The organism is Streptomyces sp. SLBN-8D4 (assembly GCF_049739545.1).
In the GTDB taxonomy this organism is placed as follows: domain Bacteria; phylum Actinomycetota; class Actinomycetes; order Streptomycetales; family Streptomycetaceae; genus Streptomyces; species Streptomyces canus_C.
On record NZ_JBMGQC010000001.1, the window covers coordinates 1,336,745 to 1,353,191 of the forward strand.

At 72.0% G+C, this 16,447-nt stretch carries 17 protein-coding genes, 1 tRNA gene and 1 pseudogene; 11 read left to right on the forward strand and 8 right to left on the reverse strand.

The window, feature by feature from the left end:
- Positions 1 to 18: 18 nt before the first annotated feature.
- Genes RKD20_RS06205 through RKD20_RS06215 form a run of 3 tightly spaced genes read left to right on the forward strand, consistent with a single transcriptional unit; the run spans position 19 to position 3,148 of the window.
- Positions 19 to 1,422 (forward strand): glutamine synthetase, encoded by a 1,404-nt coding sequence (locus tag RKD20_RS06205; protein WP_424876796.1) that lies wholly within the window; start codon positions 19 to 21, stop codon positions 1,420 to 1,422.
- Positions 1,423 to 1,424: 2 nt separating this feature from the next.
- Entirely contained in the window at positions 1,425 to 2,609 is a 1,185-nt protein-coding gene (locus RKD20_RS06210) for an amidohydrolase family protein (protein ID WP_424876797.1), read from the forward strand.
- Between the two features lie 2 nt (positions 2,610 to 2,611).
- Complete coding sequence (locus tag RKD20_RS06215; RefSeq protein ID WP_020116643.1) at positions 2,612 to 3,148, forward strand: NUDIX hydrolase family protein; 537 nt, start codon at positions 2,612 to 2,614, stop codon at positions 3,146 to 3,148.
- Positions 3,149 to 3,157: 9 nt separating this feature from the next.
- On the opposite strand, the gene RKD20_RS06220 is transcribed toward RKD20_RS06215, so the two are convergent.
- The 3 genes from RKD20_RS06220 to RKD20_RS06230 all read right to left on the reverse strand — a co-directional run bounded on the left by RKD20_RS06220 (position 3,158) and on the right by RKD20_RS06230 (position 5,434).
- The gene (locus tag RKD20_RS06220; RefSeq protein ID WP_424876798.1) at positions 3,158 to 3,487 is read right to left on the reverse strand and encodes a DUF2218 domain-containing protein; all 330 of its coding nucleotides are present in this window, start codon (positions 3,485 to 3,487) and stop codon (positions 3,158 to 3,160) included.
- A 316-nt stretch (positions 3,488 to 3,803) separates the two neighbouring features.
- Entirely contained in the window at positions 3,804 to 4,733 is a 930-nt protein-coding gene (locus RKD20_RS06225) for a carbohydrate kinase family protein (protein ID WP_424876799.1), read from the reverse strand.
- Positions 4,730 to 5,434 carry a class II aldolase/adducin family protein gene (locus RKD20_RS06230; protein ID WP_424876800.1) on the reverse strand — a complete coding sequence of 235 codons (705 nt, stop codon included), beginning with the start codon at positions 5,432 to 5,434 and terminating at the stop codon, positions 4,730 to 4,732. The genes RKD20_RS06225 and RKD20_RS06230 overlap by 4 nt, the downstream gene beginning before the upstream one ends.
- 93 nt (positions 5,435 to 5,527) lie before the next feature.
- On the opposite strand from RKD20_RS06230, the gene RKD20_RS06235 reads away from it, so the two are divergent.
- The 3 genes and pseudogenes from RKD20_RS06235 (at position 5,528) to RKD20_RS06245 (ending at position 7,656) form a co-directional block, all read left to right on the forward strand.
- Positions 5,528 to 6,187 (forward strand): TetR family transcriptional regulator, encoded by a 660-nt coding sequence (locus RKD20_RS06235; protein ID WP_424876801.1) that lies wholly within the window; start codon positions 5,528 to 5,530, stop codon positions 6,185 to 6,187.
- Positions 6,188 to 6,211: 24 nt separating this feature from the next.
- Positions 6,212 to 6,500 (forward strand): annotated as a pseudogene (locus RKD20_RS06240) (DUF1905 domain-containing protein).
- A 115-nt stretch (positions 6,501 to 6,615) separates the two neighbouring features.
- Positions 6,616 to 7,656: a glycoside hydrolase family 43 protein gene (locus tag RKD20_RS06245; RefSeq protein ID WP_424876802.1), complete on the forward strand. Its 1,041-nt coding sequence runs from the start codon at positions 6,616 to 6,618 to the stop codon at positions 7,654 to 7,656.
- Positions 7,657 to 7,683: 27 nt separating this feature from the next.
- Here the strand turns inward: RKD20_RS06245 and RKD20_RS06250 are convergent, their stop codons facing one another.
- On the reverse strand, positions 7,684 to 8,343 hold the full coding sequence (locus tag RKD20_RS06250) for a GntR family transcriptional regulator (protein WP_424876803.1): 660 nt from the start codon (positions 8,341 to 8,343) through the stop codon (positions 7,684 to 7,686).
- A gap of 95 nt (positions 8,344 to 8,438) precedes the next feature.
- Between RKD20_RS06250 and glyA the strand changes: the two genes are divergently transcribed.
- The 5 genes from glyA to RKD20_RS06275 are packed head-to-tail and all read left to right on the forward strand — an operon-like array spanning position 8,439 to position 14,685.
- Positions 8,439 to 9,734: a serine hydroxymethyltransferase gene (gene glyA / locus RKD20_RS06255; RefSeq protein ID WP_424876804.1), complete on the forward strand. Its 1,296-nt coding sequence runs from the start codon at positions 8,439 to 8,441 to the stop codon at positions 9,732 to 9,734.
- Entirely contained in the window at positions 9,731 to 10,951 is a 1,221-nt protein-coding gene (locus tag RKD20_RS06260) for a sarcosine oxidase subunit beta family protein (RefSeq protein WP_381332792.1), read from the forward strand. Before glyA ends, RKD20_RS06260 begins: the two co-directional genes overlap by 4 nt.
- A 26-nt stretch (positions 10,952 to 10,977) precedes the next feature.
- A complete protein-coding gene (locus RKD20_RS06265) occupies positions 10,978 to 11,259 on the forward strand; it encodes a sarcosine oxidase subunit delta (RefSeq protein ID WP_424876805.1) in 282 nt (93 codons plus the stop codon).
- Positions 11,256 to 14,081 carry a sarcosine oxidase subunit alpha family protein gene (locus tag RKD20_RS06270; protein ID WP_424876806.1) on the forward strand — a complete coding sequence of 942 codons (2,826 nt, stop codon included), beginning with the start codon at positions 11,256 to 11,258 and terminating at the stop codon, positions 14,079 to 14,081. Before RKD20_RS06265 ends, RKD20_RS06270 begins: the two co-directional genes overlap by 4 nt.
- Complete coding sequence (locus RKD20_RS06275; RefSeq protein ID WP_424876807.1) at positions 14,074 to 14,685, forward strand: sarcosine oxidase subunit gamma; 612 nt, start codon at positions 14,074 to 14,076, stop codon at positions 14,683 to 14,685. The genes RKD20_RS06270 and RKD20_RS06275 overlap by 8 nt, the downstream gene beginning before the upstream one ends.
- A gap of 69 nt (positions 14,686 to 14,754) precedes the next feature.
- Here the strand turns inward: RKD20_RS06275 and RKD20_RS06280 are convergent.
- From RKD20_RS06280 to RKD20_RS06295, 4 genes are all read right to left on the reverse strand, one after another.
- Positions 14,755 to 14,828: transfer RNA gene (locus tag RKD20_RS06280), tRNA-Pro, on the reverse strand.
- A gap of 98 nt (positions 14,829 to 14,926) precedes the next feature.
- Positions 14,927 to 15,283, reverse strand: a complete 357-nt coding sequence (locus RKD20_RS06285) for an MmcQ/YjbR family DNA-binding protein (protein ID WP_424876808.1) — start codon at positions 15,281 to 15,283, stop codon at positions 14,927 to 14,929.
- A 30-nt stretch (positions 15,284 to 15,313) separates the two neighbouring features.
- The gene (locus RKD20_RS06290) at positions 15,314 to 15,847 is read right to left on the reverse strand and encodes a GNAT family N-acetyltransferase (RefSeq protein WP_424876809.1); all 534 of its coding nucleotides are present in this window, start codon (positions 15,845 to 15,847) and stop codon (positions 15,314 to 15,316) included.
- On the reverse strand, positions 15,844 to 16,428 hold the full coding sequence (locus tag RKD20_RS06295) for a helix-turn-helix domain-containing protein (protein ID WP_424876810.1): 585 nt from the start codon (positions 16,426 to 16,428) through the stop codon (positions 15,844 to 15,846). Before RKD20_RS06295 ends, RKD20_RS06290 begins: the two co-directional genes overlap by 4 nt.
- Positions 16,429 to 16,447 lie beyond the last annotated feature (19 nt).

Genomic DNA, 16,447 nt, shown 5'->3' on the forward strand with positions numbered 1-16,447 from the left:
GCCCGTCGTGGAGGACGTATGACCACCCTTGCCGACCCCGTCCCCGGCGGCCGTCCCGGAGACGTGGACCGGGCCACCGCACTGAGCGAGGAGCTGTCCGCGAAGGGCGTGCACGGCGTGGTGCTGGCCTATGTCGACACCGCGGGCATCTGCCGGGTGAAGACCGTCCCGACGGCGAAGCTGCCCTCCGCCGCGGCCTGGGGCGTGGGCATGTCGCCGGTGTTCGACACCTTCCTGGCGAACGATTCCATCGTCACCACGGAGACTCTCGGCTCCCCGGACGGTGACCTGCGTCTGTACCCCGATCTGGACCGGCTGGTGGCACTGGCCGGGCAGCCCGGCTGGGCGTGGGCGCCGGTCGACCGGATCACCCAGGAGGGCGAACGCCATCCGGGCTGTTCCCGCACGGTTCTGCGGCGGACCGTCACCGAGGCGGCCGAGCGGCACGGGATCACCTTCGAGGCGGGCATCGAGATCGAGTGGGCGGTGGGCCGGGGCCCGGCGGCGGACGGCGACTTCGTGCCCGCGGTGTCGGGACCGGCGTACGGCGCCACCCGGCAGGTGGAGCTGAGCGACTACGCGGCCGACCTGCTGGCGGCCTGCGCCGCCCAGGGCATCGAGGTCGCACAGCTCCACCCCGAGTACGCGGCCGGGCAGTTCGAGATCTCGACGGGTGCCCTGGACCCGGTGGCGGCGGCCGACGTCAGCGTCCTCGTACGGCAGACGATCCGTGCGGTGGCCCAGCGGCACGGGCTCGTCGTCTCCTTCTCCCCGGCGGTCTTCGCGGAGGGCGTCGGCAACGGCGGCCATCTCCATCTCTCCGCCTGGCGCGAGGGCGTGAACCTGCACTCGGGCGGCAAGGGCCGGTACGGCATGACGCGCGAGGCCGAGTGGTTCGTCGCGGGTGTCCTCGCCCACCTGCACGCGCTGACGGCCCTGACCGCGCCGAGCCCAGCCAGCTATCTGCGCCTCAAGCCCTCCCAGTGGGCGGGGGTGTTCACCGCCTGGGGCCGGGAGACCCGGGAGGCGGCCGTGCGGATCGTCACCGGCACGGCGGGCCTGACCGACCGGGCCGCGAACCTGGAGCTGAAGCCGGCCGACCTGGCCGCGAACCCGTATCTCGCGCTCACCGGGCTGATCGCCGCCGGGCTCGACGGGCTGACCTCGGCCATGCCGCTGCCCAGGGAGATCACCGGGGATCCGGCCCTGCTCGCCGCCGACCGGGCCGCCGCCCTGGGTGTGCGCCGGCTGCCGACCTCCCTGTCCCAGGCGGTCCGGGCCTTCCGCGCCGACGAACAGCTGCGGGCCGCGCTGGGTCCGGTCCTCGCCGACGCCGTGGTCGCCGTGCGCTTCGGAGAGAGCGATTCCGTGGCCGACCTGGACGACGAGCAGATCGCGGCCGCGTACCGCTGGAAGTACTGAGCATGAGCGGACGCGTCCACGAGGCCCTCGCCACCGCCCGGCTGGTGGACCACCACTGCCACGGGGTCGTCACCGACGAACTCGACCGGCCCGCCTTCGAGTCGCTGCTCACCGAGGGCACGGCCTGGCCCGGGATCTCCCCCTTCGACAGCCCCGTCGGCGTGGCGGTCCGGCGCCACTGCGCGCCCCTGCTGGACCTCCCCCGCCACGCGCCGCCCGAGGACTATCTGGCCCGCCGTGCCGAACTCGGCCCGCAGGAGGTCAACCGCCGCTTCCTGAGCGCCGCGGGCACGGACGTGTTCTGCGTCGACACCGGGTACGCGCCGGACCGCATCACCTCGCCCGGGGAACTGGCCGCCATCGCGGGCGGGTCGGCCTACGAGGTCGTACGGCTGGAGAGCGTCGCGGAGGCGGTGGCGGCGCGGGGCGTGGAGCCGCACGCGTACGCCGATGTGTTCCGGGCGGCCGCTCTGGACGCCGTGGGACGGCCGGGTGTGGTGGCCGTGAAGTCGGTCGCCGCCTACCGCACCGGCTTCGACCTGGACCCGGCGCGCCCCTCGGAGGCGGAGGTCACCCGCGCCGCCGGCGCCTGGCTCGCCCGCGGTGGCCGACTGGCCGATCCCGTTCTCGTACGGCATCTGCTGTGGACCGCCGTGGACCTGGGGCTGCCGCTCCAGCTGCACACCGGGTTCGGCGACAGCGACATCCGGATGCACCGCGTGGATCCCACCCACCTCACGGACTGGCTGCACCTGACCGCGGGCACCGTCCCGGTCCTGCTGCTGCACTGCTGGCCGTACCAGCGGCAGGCCGCCTATCTGGCCGCGGTGTTCGAGCAGGTGTACCTGGATGTGGGCCTCACACTGCACCACGTCGGCCCCGCGCGGTCCCGGGCGATCCTGGCGGAGGCTCTGGAGATCACGCCGTTCCGCAAACTGCTGTACAGCTCCGACGCGTACGGTGTGGCCGAATTCCATCTGCTCGGCGCGCTGTCCTTCCGGCACGGCCTGGCCGGTCTGCTGCAGGAGCGGGTGGACGCCGACGAGCTGAGCCTGCCGGACGCCTTGCGCATCGCGGCCTGGACGAGCGGGGACAACGCCCGCCGTCTCTACGGACTTCCCGCCCCGTCCCCGTCCCACCAGGCGAGCGCGACTGAGCACCCGCCGTCCCCGGAAAGTATGATCTAGCAATGTCTGACTTGACCGATACCACGCCCGGCTGGCTCAGCGCCGACGATCTCGAGCAGGCGCGCGCCCGGATGCCCATCCTGTACGTCGAGGCCGTGCCCGTGCGCGTAGACGACAGCGGCGAAGTCACCAGCGTCGGCCTGCTGCTGCGCATCGGACCCGACGGAACGGTCAGCCGGACTCTGGTCTCCGGCCGCGTTCTGCACCACGAGCGGGTCCGGGACGCCCTGCTGCGTCACCTGGAGAAGGACCTCGGACCCGTGGCCCTGCCCCGGATCCCGCCCTCCCTGCAGCCGTTCACGGTGGCGGAGTACTTCCCCACCCAGGGGGTCACCCCGTACCACGACCCGCGCCAGCACGCCGTCTCCCTTGTCTACGTCGTTCCGGTGAGCGGTGACTGCCAGCCTCGCCAGGACGCCCTGGACCTCGTGTGGTTCAGCCCGCAGGAGGCCCTGTCACCGGCGGTGGCGAGCGAGATGCCCGGCGGTCACGGGGTGCTGCTCAAGCAGGCGCTGGCCCACGTGGGCTGCTCGGTCTGAGGCCCCCGGTCAGTCGGACTCCTTGCGCTGCGTGGTGCCGGGCTCGCCGCCGTCCCGGGTCCACTCGACGACCAGTTCGTCCTTGCTGCCGAAGCGGACGAGGTGGCTGCCGACGACACCCTCCAGCAGATCGAGGTGCTCGGACTCCGTCTCCAGCGTCAGCAGCAGCGCGCCCTCGGTGGCGGTGAGGGAGCCCTTGCCTCCGTTCTGGAAGAGCAGGCTGCCCTCACCGCTCTCCTCGTCCCAGCTGGTCGTGGAGCGGCGGCCCAGGTGCGAGGCGAGCTGCTTGGCGTAGCGGTGCGGGCGGTCGGTGGCGACGCGGGCTTCGGAGCGGGGCACGGGAACTCCCAGGAGTGCGGTGGCGCGGAACGGACTCGTTGGTGCCGCAACACCGGCCGCCCCGCGCCCATTCCGCGGCCCTCGCACACCGCACGGCAGGGACGGCCCCTAGCGCCTGTCGGACAATTCCCGTCTGCCTCGCGACGCCATGCACGCTCCCCCACTGCCTCAAGGGCGTGGGAGGTGCCCCCACTCGCCGCACCGGGCGCAGACCCAAGTACGTCCAGTACGAGGGCCTACGCCCGGCACGCCGAGAGCACGCACCTGACGCCGCGAGGCCGCCCTTCGGGCGACGACGGGAATTGTCAGACAGGCCCTAGCCGCGGGTCCTGCTCGTCATGGAGAACTCGTCGGCCTCCGCCAGGTCGAAGTCGCCGTGGTCGCTGCCCAGGCCCTGCGCCACCAGTGCCGCCGCGGCGCTGCCCAGGACCGCCGCCTCGCGTGGTGTGCGGTCCAGGCTCATCCCGCGCAGGAAGCCCGCCGAGAACGCGTCCCCGCAGCCGGTGGTGTCGACGACCTCGACCTCGAAGGCGGGGACCGTCTCCGTGCCCTCGGCGGTGACCAGGAGGGCGCCGTCGCCGCCGCGGGTGACCGCGACCAGGCCCACCCCGCCGGCCAGGAACCTCTTCGCACCGGTGACGAGGTCCTCCTCCTCGCTGAAGCCGAGGACCTGGTCGTCGTTGGGGAGCAGGAAGTCGACGTACGGGAGCAGCGGTTCGATCTGGTCGAAGGTGCCGAGGTAGCCCGGGGCGAGCAGGTCCACCGAGGTGACCACGCCGTGCTCCTTGGCGTGCGCCAGGATGCGGGCGGCGACGTCGGCTCCGATGAGCTCGGGGCCGCCGAGGTGCAGGTGACTCGCCTCGGCGACCGCGTCCCAGGGCACGTCGTCGAGGCCGTAGGTGACGTTGGCGCCGAGCAGGTGGAGGGTGGGGCGGTCACCGTTGGGGCGGATGGGCAGGACGGTCGCGGAGGTGGAGGTGTCGATACGGCGGACGAGCAGCCCGGTGTCGATTCCCGCCTTGTCGAGGAGCCGTGTGAGCAGGTCGCCCGTCGGGTCGGTGCCGATGGCCCCGGCGGTGCGCACCGAGGCGCCCAGCTTGGCCAGGGTGAGGGCGGTGCCGGCGGCCGTGCCGGCGGCGGTCATGCGGATGTCCTCGACCAGGGTCGCGCCCTGGCCCTCCGGTATCTCCTCGACCGGCCGGACCAGGACGTCCAGCACGTGCACGCCCATGGTGACGACGTTCATCGGTTCCCCTCCTGCGCGGATGTTGCGGTGGGTGCGGTGGGTGCGGACTGCGTGGTGCCGTAGTTGCGGGCGAGGGCGGCCTCGATCACCGCGATCTGCTGCTGTTCATCGAGGACGCGCGGCAGCCCCAGGGCGGCCGCGCGCTGGTAGACACCGCAGGCCCACTCCAGGAGCAGCGCGTGCTCGACCGCCTTGTCGAGGGTCGGGGCGTGCGTGACGGCCCCGTGGTTGGCCATCAGGGCGGCGCCCCGGCCCTCCAGCGCGGTGAGGACCGACTCGGCGAGTTCCGGGGTGCCGAAGGTGGCGTACGGCGCGACCCGGACGGTGCCGCCGAGGGCCAGCAACTGATAGTGCACGCAGGGGAGTTCGTCGAGGACGAGGGAGAGCGCGGTGGCCATCGGGGCGTGGGTGTGCACGACGGCGCCGGTGCCGTAACGGCGGTAGACGCCGAGGTGGAGGTCCAGTTCCGAGGTCGGCAGCAGGCTGCCGGTCACGATCTCTCCGTCGAGGTCGACGACGGTGACCTGGTCCGGAGTGAGCTCGGCCAGGATCGCGCCGGTCGCGGTGATCGCCACGCGGTCCTCGACACGGACGCTGACATTTCCCGCCGTACCGATGAGCAGCCCCTCGGCCCCCAGTCGGCGGCAGGCGGCCGCCACGGCGGCCCGCTCCTCGCTCAGCGCCGGGCTTGAGTCGGTCATGCGCGCGACGCTAACCTAAACGTGAAACAAAGTCACGTTCAGGTTCGGAGGTAGTCGCGTGAGGTGGTCACGTGGGTGAGCGGAGGTCGTCGCGTGGCTGAGTCCGCCCCGGACGCCGACCCGGCCGCATGGATCGCCTCCCTGCGCCGCACCCCCCAACAGGCCCGCAGCCGGGCCCGGTTGGCCAGAGTGCTGGAAGCCGCGGAGCGCATTCTGGTCGAGGAGGGCGTCGAGTCGCTCACCACGACCCGCATCGCGTCCGAGGCGCGGGTGTCGGTCGGTTCGCTCTACCAGTACCTGCCCGACCGCGGGGCGATCATCGAGGCGCTCGCGGCCGGCTACTTCGCGAAGCTGGAAGCGGCGATGGACGCGCTCGTCGAGGCCGCGGCCGCCGAGCGCTGGGCGGACCCGGTCGGTGTCCTCGTCGACGCGTACGCCGAGATCTACCGCACCGAACACGGCTTCCGCGCCCTGTGGTTCGGCAGCGGGCTGACCGAGCGGACCCGGGCCGCGGACCGCGAGCACAAGCACCGGATGGCCGACGGGATCCGCCGCATCCTGCTCGCGCTGGACCTCGCCGAGGACGACGAGACCCTCGCCCGCGTCTGCCACGCCGCGATCCTCGCCGCCGACGCCCTCGCGCAGGAGGCCTTCCGCCGGGACACGAAGGGGGACAGCGCGCTGCTGGAGGAGGCGAAGATCCTGTTGCGCGGATATCTCACGGACGTCGCCGCACGGTACAGACTGTCCTGACGTCGTCGGGACAACGGGGGTCTCATGCAGCTCACCTTCACCGGCCGGGTGATCGAATGGCGCGGCCCCGGCCCCCTACTACTTCGTCCCCGTGCCCGGCCAGGAGTCCGCCGACATCGCTGAGGTGGCCCGCATGGCCACGTACGGCTGGGGCGTGATCCCGGTCGAGGCCCGGATCGGCGAGGTCACCTTCACGACCTCGTTGTTCCCGAAGGACGGCGGCTATCTGCTGCCCTTGAAGAACGCGGTGCGCACACCGGAAGGGCTCGACGCGGGGGACGACGTACGGGTGGAGATGACGGTCCGCTTCTAGGTCCCGCGGCCGCCCGTCCGGACGGCGCCCACGCTCGCCGCCCGCTCGTGGACGCCCCCGACGCCCCGGCGGCCCTCGCGGCCGCCCGATCACGACGCCGACGTATCGTTCGGCGATGAACGACACCGAGCCCCTGCGGCTGCCCGACATGCCGTTGCACGATCCGTTCGTCGTCGCGGACGAGAAGACGCGGACGTACTTCCTCTACACGTCCAACGAGCCGTCCGTGTCGGGTGTGCGGGGCGTCGGGACGATGGTGTACCGCAGCCGGGACCTGCGGGACTGGACGCGGCCCGTCGTGGTGTTCCGGACGGACGAGCAGGAGGACATCTGGGCACGGGACGGCGGCTGGGCGCCGGAGGTGCACGCGTGGGACGGCAGGTACTACCTGTTCACCACCCTGCACGACGAGAGCCGGCCGCTGCCGGTGCCGCCCGCCGGGCGCTGGGGTACGCCCTTCCAGCTGCCGAACCACGCGCGCGGCACGGTCACCGCCGTCTCCGACTCGCTGCTCGGCCCGTTCACCGTCGTCGACCCGTCCGGGCCCACTCCGCCCGCCCACCTGATGACGCTCGACGGCACGCTCCACGTCGATCCGGACGGGCAGCCCTGGATGGTGTACGCGCACGAGTGGCTGCAGACCGTCGACGGGACGATGGAGGCGATCCGGCTGGCCCCCGACCTGACCGGGACGGTCGGTGAGCCCGTCTTCCTGTTCAAGGGCTCGGACGCGTTCTGGCTCGGCGAGCAGCTCCCCGCGGGCGTGCCGCACCAGCTCGCGCCCTACGTCACCGACGGCCCGCAGCTCCACCGCACCCCCGACGGCGCCCTCCTCATGCTGTGGTCGACGTACGAGAAGAACAGGGCCGCCGCGGACGGCACCGTCAGTGGCGATTACGTGCAGACCTACGCCGTCTCCAGGTCCGGTGAGCTGACCGGCCCCTGGGAGCAGCGCCGGCCGCTGGTCCGGGAGGACAGCGGGCACGGCATGCTGTTCCGGGCCTTCGACGGCCGGCTGCTGATGATCCTCCACCGTCCCTTCGAGAACGCGCGCGGGCATCTGTACGAGATGCGGATCGAGGGTGACGAACTGCGGGTGCTGCGGCCGTGCGAAGAACAGGAACAGCCGGGAGGTACGACCGCCACCGGGCAGTGACGGCCGGACCTGACGGGCCCGCCGGCCTCAGATGGCTTCGCGGATGGCCTGTTCGAAGCCCTCGACATGGCTGCGGGCGAGCCGCGCCGCCGTGTCGGCGTCGCCGGAGACGATCGCCTCGATCAGCGGGCCGTGCTCCTCGACATGGCCGGCCATGTCGGACAGCCGGTCCACGAACAGGCACCAGATGCGGGTGGCCAGGTTGTCGTGGCGGACGAGGGTGTCCTCCAGGTACGGGTTGTGCGTGGCCGTGTAGATGGCGCGGTGGACCTGGAGGTCCAGGTGCATGAGTTCTGTGGAGTCCCGCCCGGGGGCCCCGGCGGTGTCGAGTTCCCGCCGTAGGGCCGTCAGGTTCGCGCGGTCAGTTGCCGTGGCGCGCCGCGCGGCCTGTGCCGCCGCCAGGGGTTCCAGTTCCTGGCGCACCTCGGAGATGTGGGCGAGGTCGGTGATGTTGACCTCGGTGGCGAAGGTGCCGCGGCGGGGATAGGTCGTGATCAGGCGCTCGTACTGGAGCCGCTTGAGCGCCTCGCGCACCGGGGTGCGGCCGACGCCGAGGGACTGCCCCAGTTGCTCCTCGTTGATCGGCGCGCCGGGCCGGATCTCCAGCATGACCAGCCGGTCCCGGATGGCGCGGTACGCGCGCTCGGCGAGCGACAGCTCCTCGATCTCCGTCGCGACCTGCTCCATGGATGCCCCCTTGACCCGTGCGGCGAGCTCCCATACCTTAGCGCACAGGCTGATATATCAGTTGCTCATTAGCTGGCTCTCAGGATGGTGCACCGATGGCAACGAGCACGTCGCCCACCTCGCCGCTCTCCCTCCCCCTCAGCGAACTCGACCCGGACGTCGCCGACGCGCTCGCCGCCGAGCTGCACCGCCAGCAGTCCACACTCGAGATGATCGCCTCCGAGAACTTCGCACCCGCCGCCGTGATGGAGGCCCAGGGCTCGGTCCTGACCAACAAGTACGCCGAGGGCTACCCGGGCCGCCGCTACTACGGCGGCTGCGAGCACGTCGACGTCGTCGAGCGGCTGGCCATCGCCCGGGTGAAGGAGCTCTTCGGCGCCGAGGCCGCGAACGTCCAGCCGCACTCGGGCGCCCAGGCCAACGCGGCCGCGATGTTCGCGTTGCTCAGCCCCGGCGACACGATCCTCGGCCTCGACCTGGCGCACGGCGGGCACCTGACCCACGGCATGCGCCTCAACTACTCCGGCAAGCTGTACGACGTCGTCCCGTACCACGTGCGCGAGTCGGACCTGCGCGTCGACATGGACGAGGTGGAGCGGCTCGCCCTCGCCCACCGGCCGAAGATGATCGTCGCGGGCTGGTCGGCCTACCCACGGCAGTTGGACTTCGCCGGGTTCCGGCGGATCGCCGACGCCGTGGGCGCGTACCTGATGGTGGACATGGCGCACTTCGCGGGGCTGGTGGCCGCGGGCCTGCACCCGAGCCCGGTGCCGTACGCCGACGTGGTCACGACGACCACCCACAAGACCCTCGGCGGTCCGCGCGGCGGTGTCATCCTCAGCCGCGCCGCCCTGGCCAAGAAGATCAACTCGGCGGTCTTCCCCGGTCAGCAGGGCGGTCCGCTGGAGCATGTGATCGCGGCGAAGGCGGTGGCCTTCAAGGTGGCGGCGGGCGAGGAGTTCAAGGAGCGCCAGCGGCGCACGCTGCGGGGCGCGAAGATCCTCGCCGGCCGGCTGCTGGCCGACGACGTGGCCGAGGCCGGGATCACCGTGCTGACCGGCGGCACCGAGGTCCATCTGATCCTGGTCGACCTGCGCAACTCCGAGCTGGACGGGAAGCAGGCCGAGGACCGGCTGCACCGCATCGGCATCACCGTCAACCGCAACGCCGTGCCCTTCGACCCGCGCCCCCCGATGGTCTCCTCGGGCCTGCGGATCGGCACCCCCGCCCTGGCCACCCGCGGCTTCGGCGAGACGGAGTTCCGCGAGGTCGCCGACATCATCGCCGAGGCCCTGAAGCGCGAACGCCCCGAGGACGAACTGCGCGCCCGGGTCGAGAAGCTCGCCGCCGCGTTCCCCCTCTACCCCCACCTCGACGGAGGCCCGGCATGACCGCCGAACCGCTGCCGGAGCACCCGGACTTCCTCTGGCGCAACCCCGAGCCGCGCTCCTCGTACGACGTCGTCATCGTCGGCGCGGGCGGTCACGGTCTCGCCACCGCCTACTACCTCGCCAAGAACCACGGCATCACCAATGTGGCCGTCCTGGAGAAGGGCTGGCTCGCGGGCGGCAACATGGCCCGCAACACCACGATCATCCGCTCCAACTACCTGTGGGACGAGAGCGCGGCGATCTACGAGCACGCGCTCAAGCTGTGGGAGCGGCTGCCGGAGGAGCTGGACTACGACTTCCTGTTCAGTCAGCGCGGAGTCCTCAACCTCGCGCACACCCTCCAGGACGTCCGCGAGGGCGTGCGCCGGGTCAACGCCAACCGCCTCAACGGAGTCGACGCCGAGTGGCTGGAGCCGGACGAGGTCGCCAAGGTCTGCCCCATCCTCAACGTCTCGTCCCGCACCCGGTACCCGGTGCTCGGCGCCACCTTCCAGCCCCGGGCCGGCATCGCCAAGCACGACCACGTCGCCTGGGCGCTGGCCCGCCGCGCCGACGAACTGGGCGTGGACCTGATCCAGGGCTGCGAGGTCACCGGCTTCCTCAAGGACGGCGACCGGGTGGTGGGTGTCGACACCAACCGCGGCCGCATCCACGCCGGCCGGGTCGGTCTCGCGGCCGCCGGGCACAGCAGCGTGCTGGCCGAGCGGGCGGGCATCCGGCTGCCGGTGCAGTCGCACCCGCTCCAGGCCCTGGTCTCCGAGCTGCACGAGCCGGTGCACCCGACCGTCGTCATGTCGAACCACGTGCACGTCTACGTCTCCCAGGCCCACAAGGGCGAGTTGGTGATGGGGGCGGGCGTCGACTCGTACAACGGCTACGGACAACGCGGCTCGTTCCATGTGATCGAGCAGCAGATGGCGGCCGCCGTCGAGCTGTTCCCGGTCTTCGCCAGGGCGCATGTGCTGCGCACCTGGGGCGGCATCGTCGACGTCACCCCGGACGCCTCGCCGATCATCGGCAGCACGCCCGTCGAGAACCTCTACGTCAACTGCGGCTGGGGAACCGGCGGTTTCAAGGCCACTCCGGCAGCCGGCTGGACCTTCGCGCACACCATCGCGACCGGCGAGCCGCATCCGCTGAACGCCCCCTTCGCCCTCGACCGGTTCACGACGGGCGCGTTGATCGACGAACACGGCGCAGCAGCCGTGGCCCACTGAGGCACTGAGGCTTTGAGGAGAACGCCGTGCTGCTGATCACCTGCCCATGGTGCGGGCCGCGGAACGAGACGGAGTACCGCTACGGCGGACAGGCCCACGTCCCCCACCCCGAGTCCCCCGCCGACCTCACCGACGAGCAGTGGGCCGAGTACGTCTTCTACCGCGACAACCCCAAGGGCCCCTTCGCGGAACGGTGGATGCACAGCGTCGGCTGCCGCCGCTGGTTCAACGTCCTGCGCGACACCACCACCCACGAGGTGCTGACCTCGTACCGGCTCGACGAGCCACGCCCCGGAGGGAACCGATGACCGACCAGCGCTTCCGGCTGCCGCGAGGCGGCCGTGTCGACCGCGGCACGCTGCTCCGATTCACCGTCGACGGACGGGAGTTGACCGGCCACCCCGGCGACACCCTCGCCTCCGCGATGCTGGCGAACGGCCTCGTCGAGGTCGCCCCCTCGCTCTACCGCGGCCGCCCGCGCGGCATCGTCTCCGCGGGCGTCGAGGAGCCCAACGCCCTGGTCCAGCTGGGCGGTTCGCACTCGGAGGGCATGCTCCCGGCCACGACCGTCGAACTGTACGAAGGCTTGTCCGCCACCACGCTCTCCGGGATGGGCCGGCTCGACCCGACCCCGGATCCCGCCGTCTACGACAAGAAGTACGTCCACACCGACGTCCTGGTCGTCGGCGCCGGCCCGGCGGGCCTCGCGGCGGCCGCAGCTGCCGCCTCCTCCGGCGCCCGCGTGCTCCTCGTCGACGAGCAGCCCGAGCCCGGTGACGGGGAGCGGTCCGAGGAGCTGCGCGCGGCCCTCGACGCCGCCCCCGAGGCCGTCGTCCTGCATCGGACCACGGCTTTCGGGTCGTACGACGACAACTACGTGCTGGCCCTTGAGCGGCGCACCGACCACCTCGGCGCCGACGCCCCCGAAGGTGTCTCGCGGCAGCGGCTGTGGCACATCCGCGCCCGTCAGGTGATCCTGGCGACCGGGGCACACGAGCGTCCGCTGGTCTTCGCGGGCAACGACCGGCCCGGCGTGATGCTCGCCGGGGCCGTGCGCACGTATCTCAACCGGTATGCCGTGAGCCCGGGTTCGCGGGCCGTGGTGAGCACGGCCAACGACAGCGCCTACGACACCGTGGCCGATCTGCACAGGGCCGGCATCGACATCGCCGCCGTGGTGGACGCCCGCCCCGAACTCTCCGACCGGGCCGCCGAGGTGGTGGTGGCGACGGGTGTGCGGGTCCTGACGGGCAGCACGGTGGTCGACACCTCGGGCGACCACAGGCTCACCGGCGTCACCGTGCAGGCCCTCGACGCCGAGGGTCAACTCACCGGCGAACCCGAGTCGTTCGTCTGCGATCTGCTGGCCGTGTCGGGCGGCTGGAGTCCGGTGGTGCATCTGCACAGCCAGCGTCAGGGCACGCTGCGGTGGGACTCCGACCTGGTGGCGTTCGTTCCGGACGGGGCCGTACGCGATCAGCAGGTCGTGGGGGCGGCCCGGGGGACGTACGACCTCGACGACTGTCTGACCGAAGGGACCCGGGCCGGTGCACTGGCGGCGACGGCGGCGGGGTTCCCGGTGCCCGTACCGGCCGACCCCGTGCGGCGCGCGCCGGGTACGACGCGGGCCCTGTGGCTGGTGCCTTCCCCCGAGGGCGAACCGGGCACCTGGGACAGCCACTTCGTCGATCTCCAGCGTGATGTCACGGTCGCCGACGTCTGGCGCTCCACCGGCGCCGGCATGCGCGGCGTCGAGCACGTCAAGCGCTACACCTCGCTCGGCACGGCGAACGACCAGGGCAAGACGTCCGGCGTCAACGCGATCGGGGTGATCGCCGAGGCCCTCGGCGGTTCACTGGGGGAGATCGGCACCACGGCCTACCGGGCGCCGTACACGCCGATCGCCTTCGCCGCCCTGGCCGGGCGCGAGCGCGGGGAGCTGTTCGACCCGGAGCGGACCACGTCGATCCACAGCTGGCACGTGGCGCACGGCGCCCAGTTCGAGGACGTCGGGCAGTGGAAGCGCCCGTGGTACTACCCGCAGGCCGGGGAGGACATGGACGCGGCCGTGGCGCGCGAGTGCCGGGCGGCCCGGGAAGGTGTGGCGTTCATGGACGCCTCCACCCTGGGCAAGATCGAGATCTGGGGCGCGGACGCGGGCGAGTTCCTCAACCGGATCTACACCAACGCCTTCAAGAAGCTGAAGCCCGGCACCGGGCGGTACGGCGTGATGTGCAAGCCCGACGGCATGATCTTCGACGACGGGGTGACGCTGCGCCTCGACGACAACCGCTACTTCATGACCACCACGACCGGCGGCGCCGCGAACGTCCTGGACTGGCTGGAGGAGTGGTCGCAGACCGAGTGGCCCGAACTCGACGTGCACTGCACCTCGGTGACCGAGCAGTGGGCGACGATCGCCGTCGTCGGCCCGCAGTCGCGCGCGGTCCTCGGTCATCTCGCCCCGGACCTCGACCTGTCGAACGAGGCCTTCCCGTTCATGGCCTTCCGCGAGACGACCCTGGCCTCCGGCATCCCGGCCCGGGTCTGCCGGATCTCCTTCTCCGGCGAACTGGCCTACGAGATCAACGTCTCGGCCTGGTACGGGCTCGCGGTCTGGGAGGAGGTGGACGCGGTCGGCCGGCCGTACGGCATCACCCCGTACGGCACCGAGACCATGCACGTCCTGCGGGCCGAGAAGGGTTACATCATCGTCGGCCAGGACACCGACGGGACGGTCACCCCGCAGGACGCGGGCATGAGCTGGGTGGTCTCCAAGCAGAAGGACTTCATCGGCAAGCGGTCCTTCGCCCGTGCCGACACCGCCCGCACGGACCGCAAGCAACTGGTCGGGCTGCTCCCGGCCGACCGCACGACCCGGCTGCCCGAGGGCACCCAACTCGTCGCGCCGGAGGTCGACTTGGGGACGGTGCCGGTGCCGATGCTCGGCCACGTCACCTCCAGCTACCACAGTCCGGCCCTCGGCCGCCCGTTCGCCCTCGCCCTCGTCGCCGACGGACAGGCACGGAAGGGCCAGACCCTGCTCGCCCCGGTGGGCGAGGCCCTGGTGCCCGTCGAGGTGACCGACTTCATCCTCTATGACCCCGAAGGGACCCGGCGAGATGGCTGAACCGATCATGGCGGGGCCGGTGGCCCTGCGCACCAGCCCCCTGGCCCACCTGGAGGAGCGGATGTGCTCCGCCGCCGTCACCGGCGCCCGGGGCGTCACCCTGACCGAGCTGCCGTTCCTCACGATGGTGAACGTGCGGGTCGACCCCGCGTCCGAGGCGGCCGACCGGATCGGCAGGACGCTGGGGGCACCGCTCCCCCGCCGGTGCGGCGACACCGCCGCGAGCAGCCACCGTACGGCGGTCTGGCTGGGCCCCGACGAGTGGCTCGTGATCTCACGGGCCGACGCCGGCGTCGTGACGGCCGAGCTGCGGGAGGCCCTCCAGGGCGCCCCCGGATCGGTGGTCGACGTGTCGGCGAACCGCACCACCCTTGAGCTGAGCGGCCCGTCCGCCCGCGAGGTCCTGGAGAAGGGCTGCCCGCTGGACCTGCACCCCCGCGTCTTCGGCCCCGGCCACGCGGTGTCGACGACGGTCGGCCCCGTCGCGGCACTGCTCTGGCAGACCGACGACACCCCGACCTACCGTCTGCTCCCGCGGTCCTCGTTCGCCGACTACCTGGCGCGCTGGCTGATCGACGCGATGAGCGAGTACGGCCGAGCGTAGCCGGGCCGGCGCACATGGAGCACGAAAAGGGTCCCCGCAGGCTCTCGCCTGCGAAGACCCTTCGCACCGTCGGGACGACAGGATTTGAACCTGCGACCCCTTGACCCCCAGTCAAGTGCGCTACCAAGCTGCGCCACGTCCCGGTGCCGTCTGACCTGGGGTTTCCCCTGGCCGAACGCGCAGAGAAACCATACCGCACTCGGGTCGGTGGTCGCGCACTCCTTTCTCCCTGGCGCCTTCCTCACCCCTGGGGCAGCCCCAGCTCCGGATACGCGTCGAGCAGCCGGGACGGGGCCGCCTGCCGCCAGGAGTCGGCGAGGATGTCGCGCAGTTCACCCTCGTCCTCGATCGCGGCGAGACGAGCGCGCACCCACGCGAACTGCGCCTCGTGGTCCGCGATCCAGAACTTCCCCGGCTCGGCCAGCACCAGCTCGTCGCGCTCCTCCTTGGGACAGCGCACGGCGATGGAGGTCTCGTCCTCGGGCAGCGTGGCGAACATCTTGCCCGCGACCCGGAACGTGGGCATGCTCCAGGCGATCTTCTCCGTGGCGTCCGGCAGGGACAGGGCGACACGGCGTACGTCTTCGGCGTCCGGCATGACAGGCACCGTAGCGGCTGCCTCTGACAATCACCTGGTCGCAGCGGTCGTCCCGAGCCGCTTGTAGTAGAGGGTCGTCGGCCGCAGCACCCCGGCGGGATCGGCCGCGTAGTCGGGGATGACGCCGGCCCGGGTCCAGCCGGCGGAGCCGTAGAGCCGCTCGGCGGGGCTGTCGGTCTCGGTGTCCAGGTGGAGCAGGGTGATTCCGGCCGAGCGGGCGGCGTTCTCCGCGGTGCCGAGGAGCCGGCGCCCGAGGCCCTGTCCGCGCGCGTCCCGGTGCACCATCAGCTTGACCAGTTCCGCGCGGTGGCGGGAGTTGGGCTTGTCGGGGAAGGCCAGACTGACGGTGCCGACCGCGCGGCGGCCGTCGTACGCCGCCCACACCGCCAGGTGTCCCGCGGCCACCGCGCCGACGCGCTCCTTCCACCAGGCGACGGCCGCCGCCCGGTCCGTCGCGGCGAGGAACCCGATGGAGGCGCCGCCGTCCACGGTGTCGATCAGCAGGTCGGCCAACCCGTCGACCTCGTTCGCGAGTTGGGCCTCATCAAGGCGGTTGACGATCACGGCAGGACCACCGCCAGCACATACCGCACGGCGCCGGGGCCCGCACACCGGAACCGCGTCGGCCCCCACACGCGCAGCCGCAGACAGTCCCCGGTGTCGAGGCGGTGCTCGACGTCCATTGCAGTGACGTCGAGCGCACCCTCCAGGACCCAGATGTGCTGCTCCAGGCCGGGCACGGGCGGCCGGTCATAGGCGAGGTCGGCACCGGCGGCGAGCCGTCCCTCGACGAGTTCGCCGCGCAGCCCGGGGTGCGGCGGCGACACGGACCGCCGTACGAACCCGGAGGCCCGGTCTTCCCAGACCTCCTGTTCGGCACTCCGCATCAACGGCGTGGGCTCGGCCTCGGCCTCGACCTCGCTGAGCAGCTGGGACATGGTCCGCCCGTACACCCCGCACAGCCGGTTCAGCAGCGAGGCGGTGGGGCTGATCTCGGCCCGCTCGGCACGGGAGAGGGTGGACTTGCTGACACCGCTGCGCTCGGCCAACTCGCCCAGCGACCAGCCGCGTTCGGCCCGCAGCTCGGCGAGCCGGACGCCCAGGCGGGTGTCGACGGGGTCGGGTCCGGACTCCTCCTGTTTCACATGCGGGACGTTATCCCAG

Coding starts and splice junctions, on each gene's coding strand:
- RKD20_RS06210 (WP_424876797.1), top strand. CDS start 1,425: ATGAGCGGACGCGTCCACGAGGCCCTCGCCACCGCCCGGCTGGTGGAC.
- RKD20_RS06230 (WP_424876800.1), bottom strand. CDS start 5,434: ATGACCGACTCAAGCCCGGCGCTGAGCGAGGAGCGGGCCGCCGTGGCG.
- RKD20_RS06285 (WP_424876808.1), bottom strand. CDS start 15,283: ATGCCGGACGCCGAAGACGTACGCCGTGTCGCCCTGTCCCTGCCGGAC.
- RKD20_RS06205 (WP_424876796.1), top strand. CDS start 19: ATGACCACCCTTGCCGACCCCGTCCCCGGCGGCCGTCCCGGAGACGTG.
- RKD20_RS06250 (WP_424876803.1), bottom strand. CDS start 8,343: ATGGAGCAGGTCGCGACGGAGATCGAGGAGCTGTCGCTCGCCGAGCGC.
- RKD20_RS06215 (WP_020116643.1), top strand. CDS start 2,612: ATGTCTGACTTGACCGATACCACGCCCGGCTGGCTCAGCGCCGACGAT.
- RKD20_RS06260 (WP_381332792.1), top strand. CDS start 9,731: ATGACCGCCGAACCGCTGCCGGAGCACCCGGACTTCCTCTGGCGCAAC.
- RKD20_RS06270 (WP_424876806.1), top strand. CDS start 11,256: ATGACCGACCAGCGCTTCCGGCTGCCGCGAGGCGGCCGTGTCGACCGC.
- RKD20_RS06275 (WP_424876807.1), top strand. CDS start 14,074: ATGGCTGAACCGATCATGGCGGGGCCGGTGGCCCTGCGCACCAGCCCC.
- glyA (WP_424876804.1), top strand. CDS start 8,439: ATGGCAACGAGCACGTCGCCCACCTCGCCGCTCTCCCTCCCCCTCAGC.
- RKD20_RS06245 (WP_424876802.1), top strand. CDS start 6,616: ATGAACGACACCGAGCCCCTGCGGCTGCCCGACATGCCGTTGCACGAT.
- RKD20_RS06225 (WP_424876799.1), bottom strand. CDS start 4,733: ATGAACGTCGTCACCATGGGCGTGCACGTGCTGGACGTCCTGGTCCGG.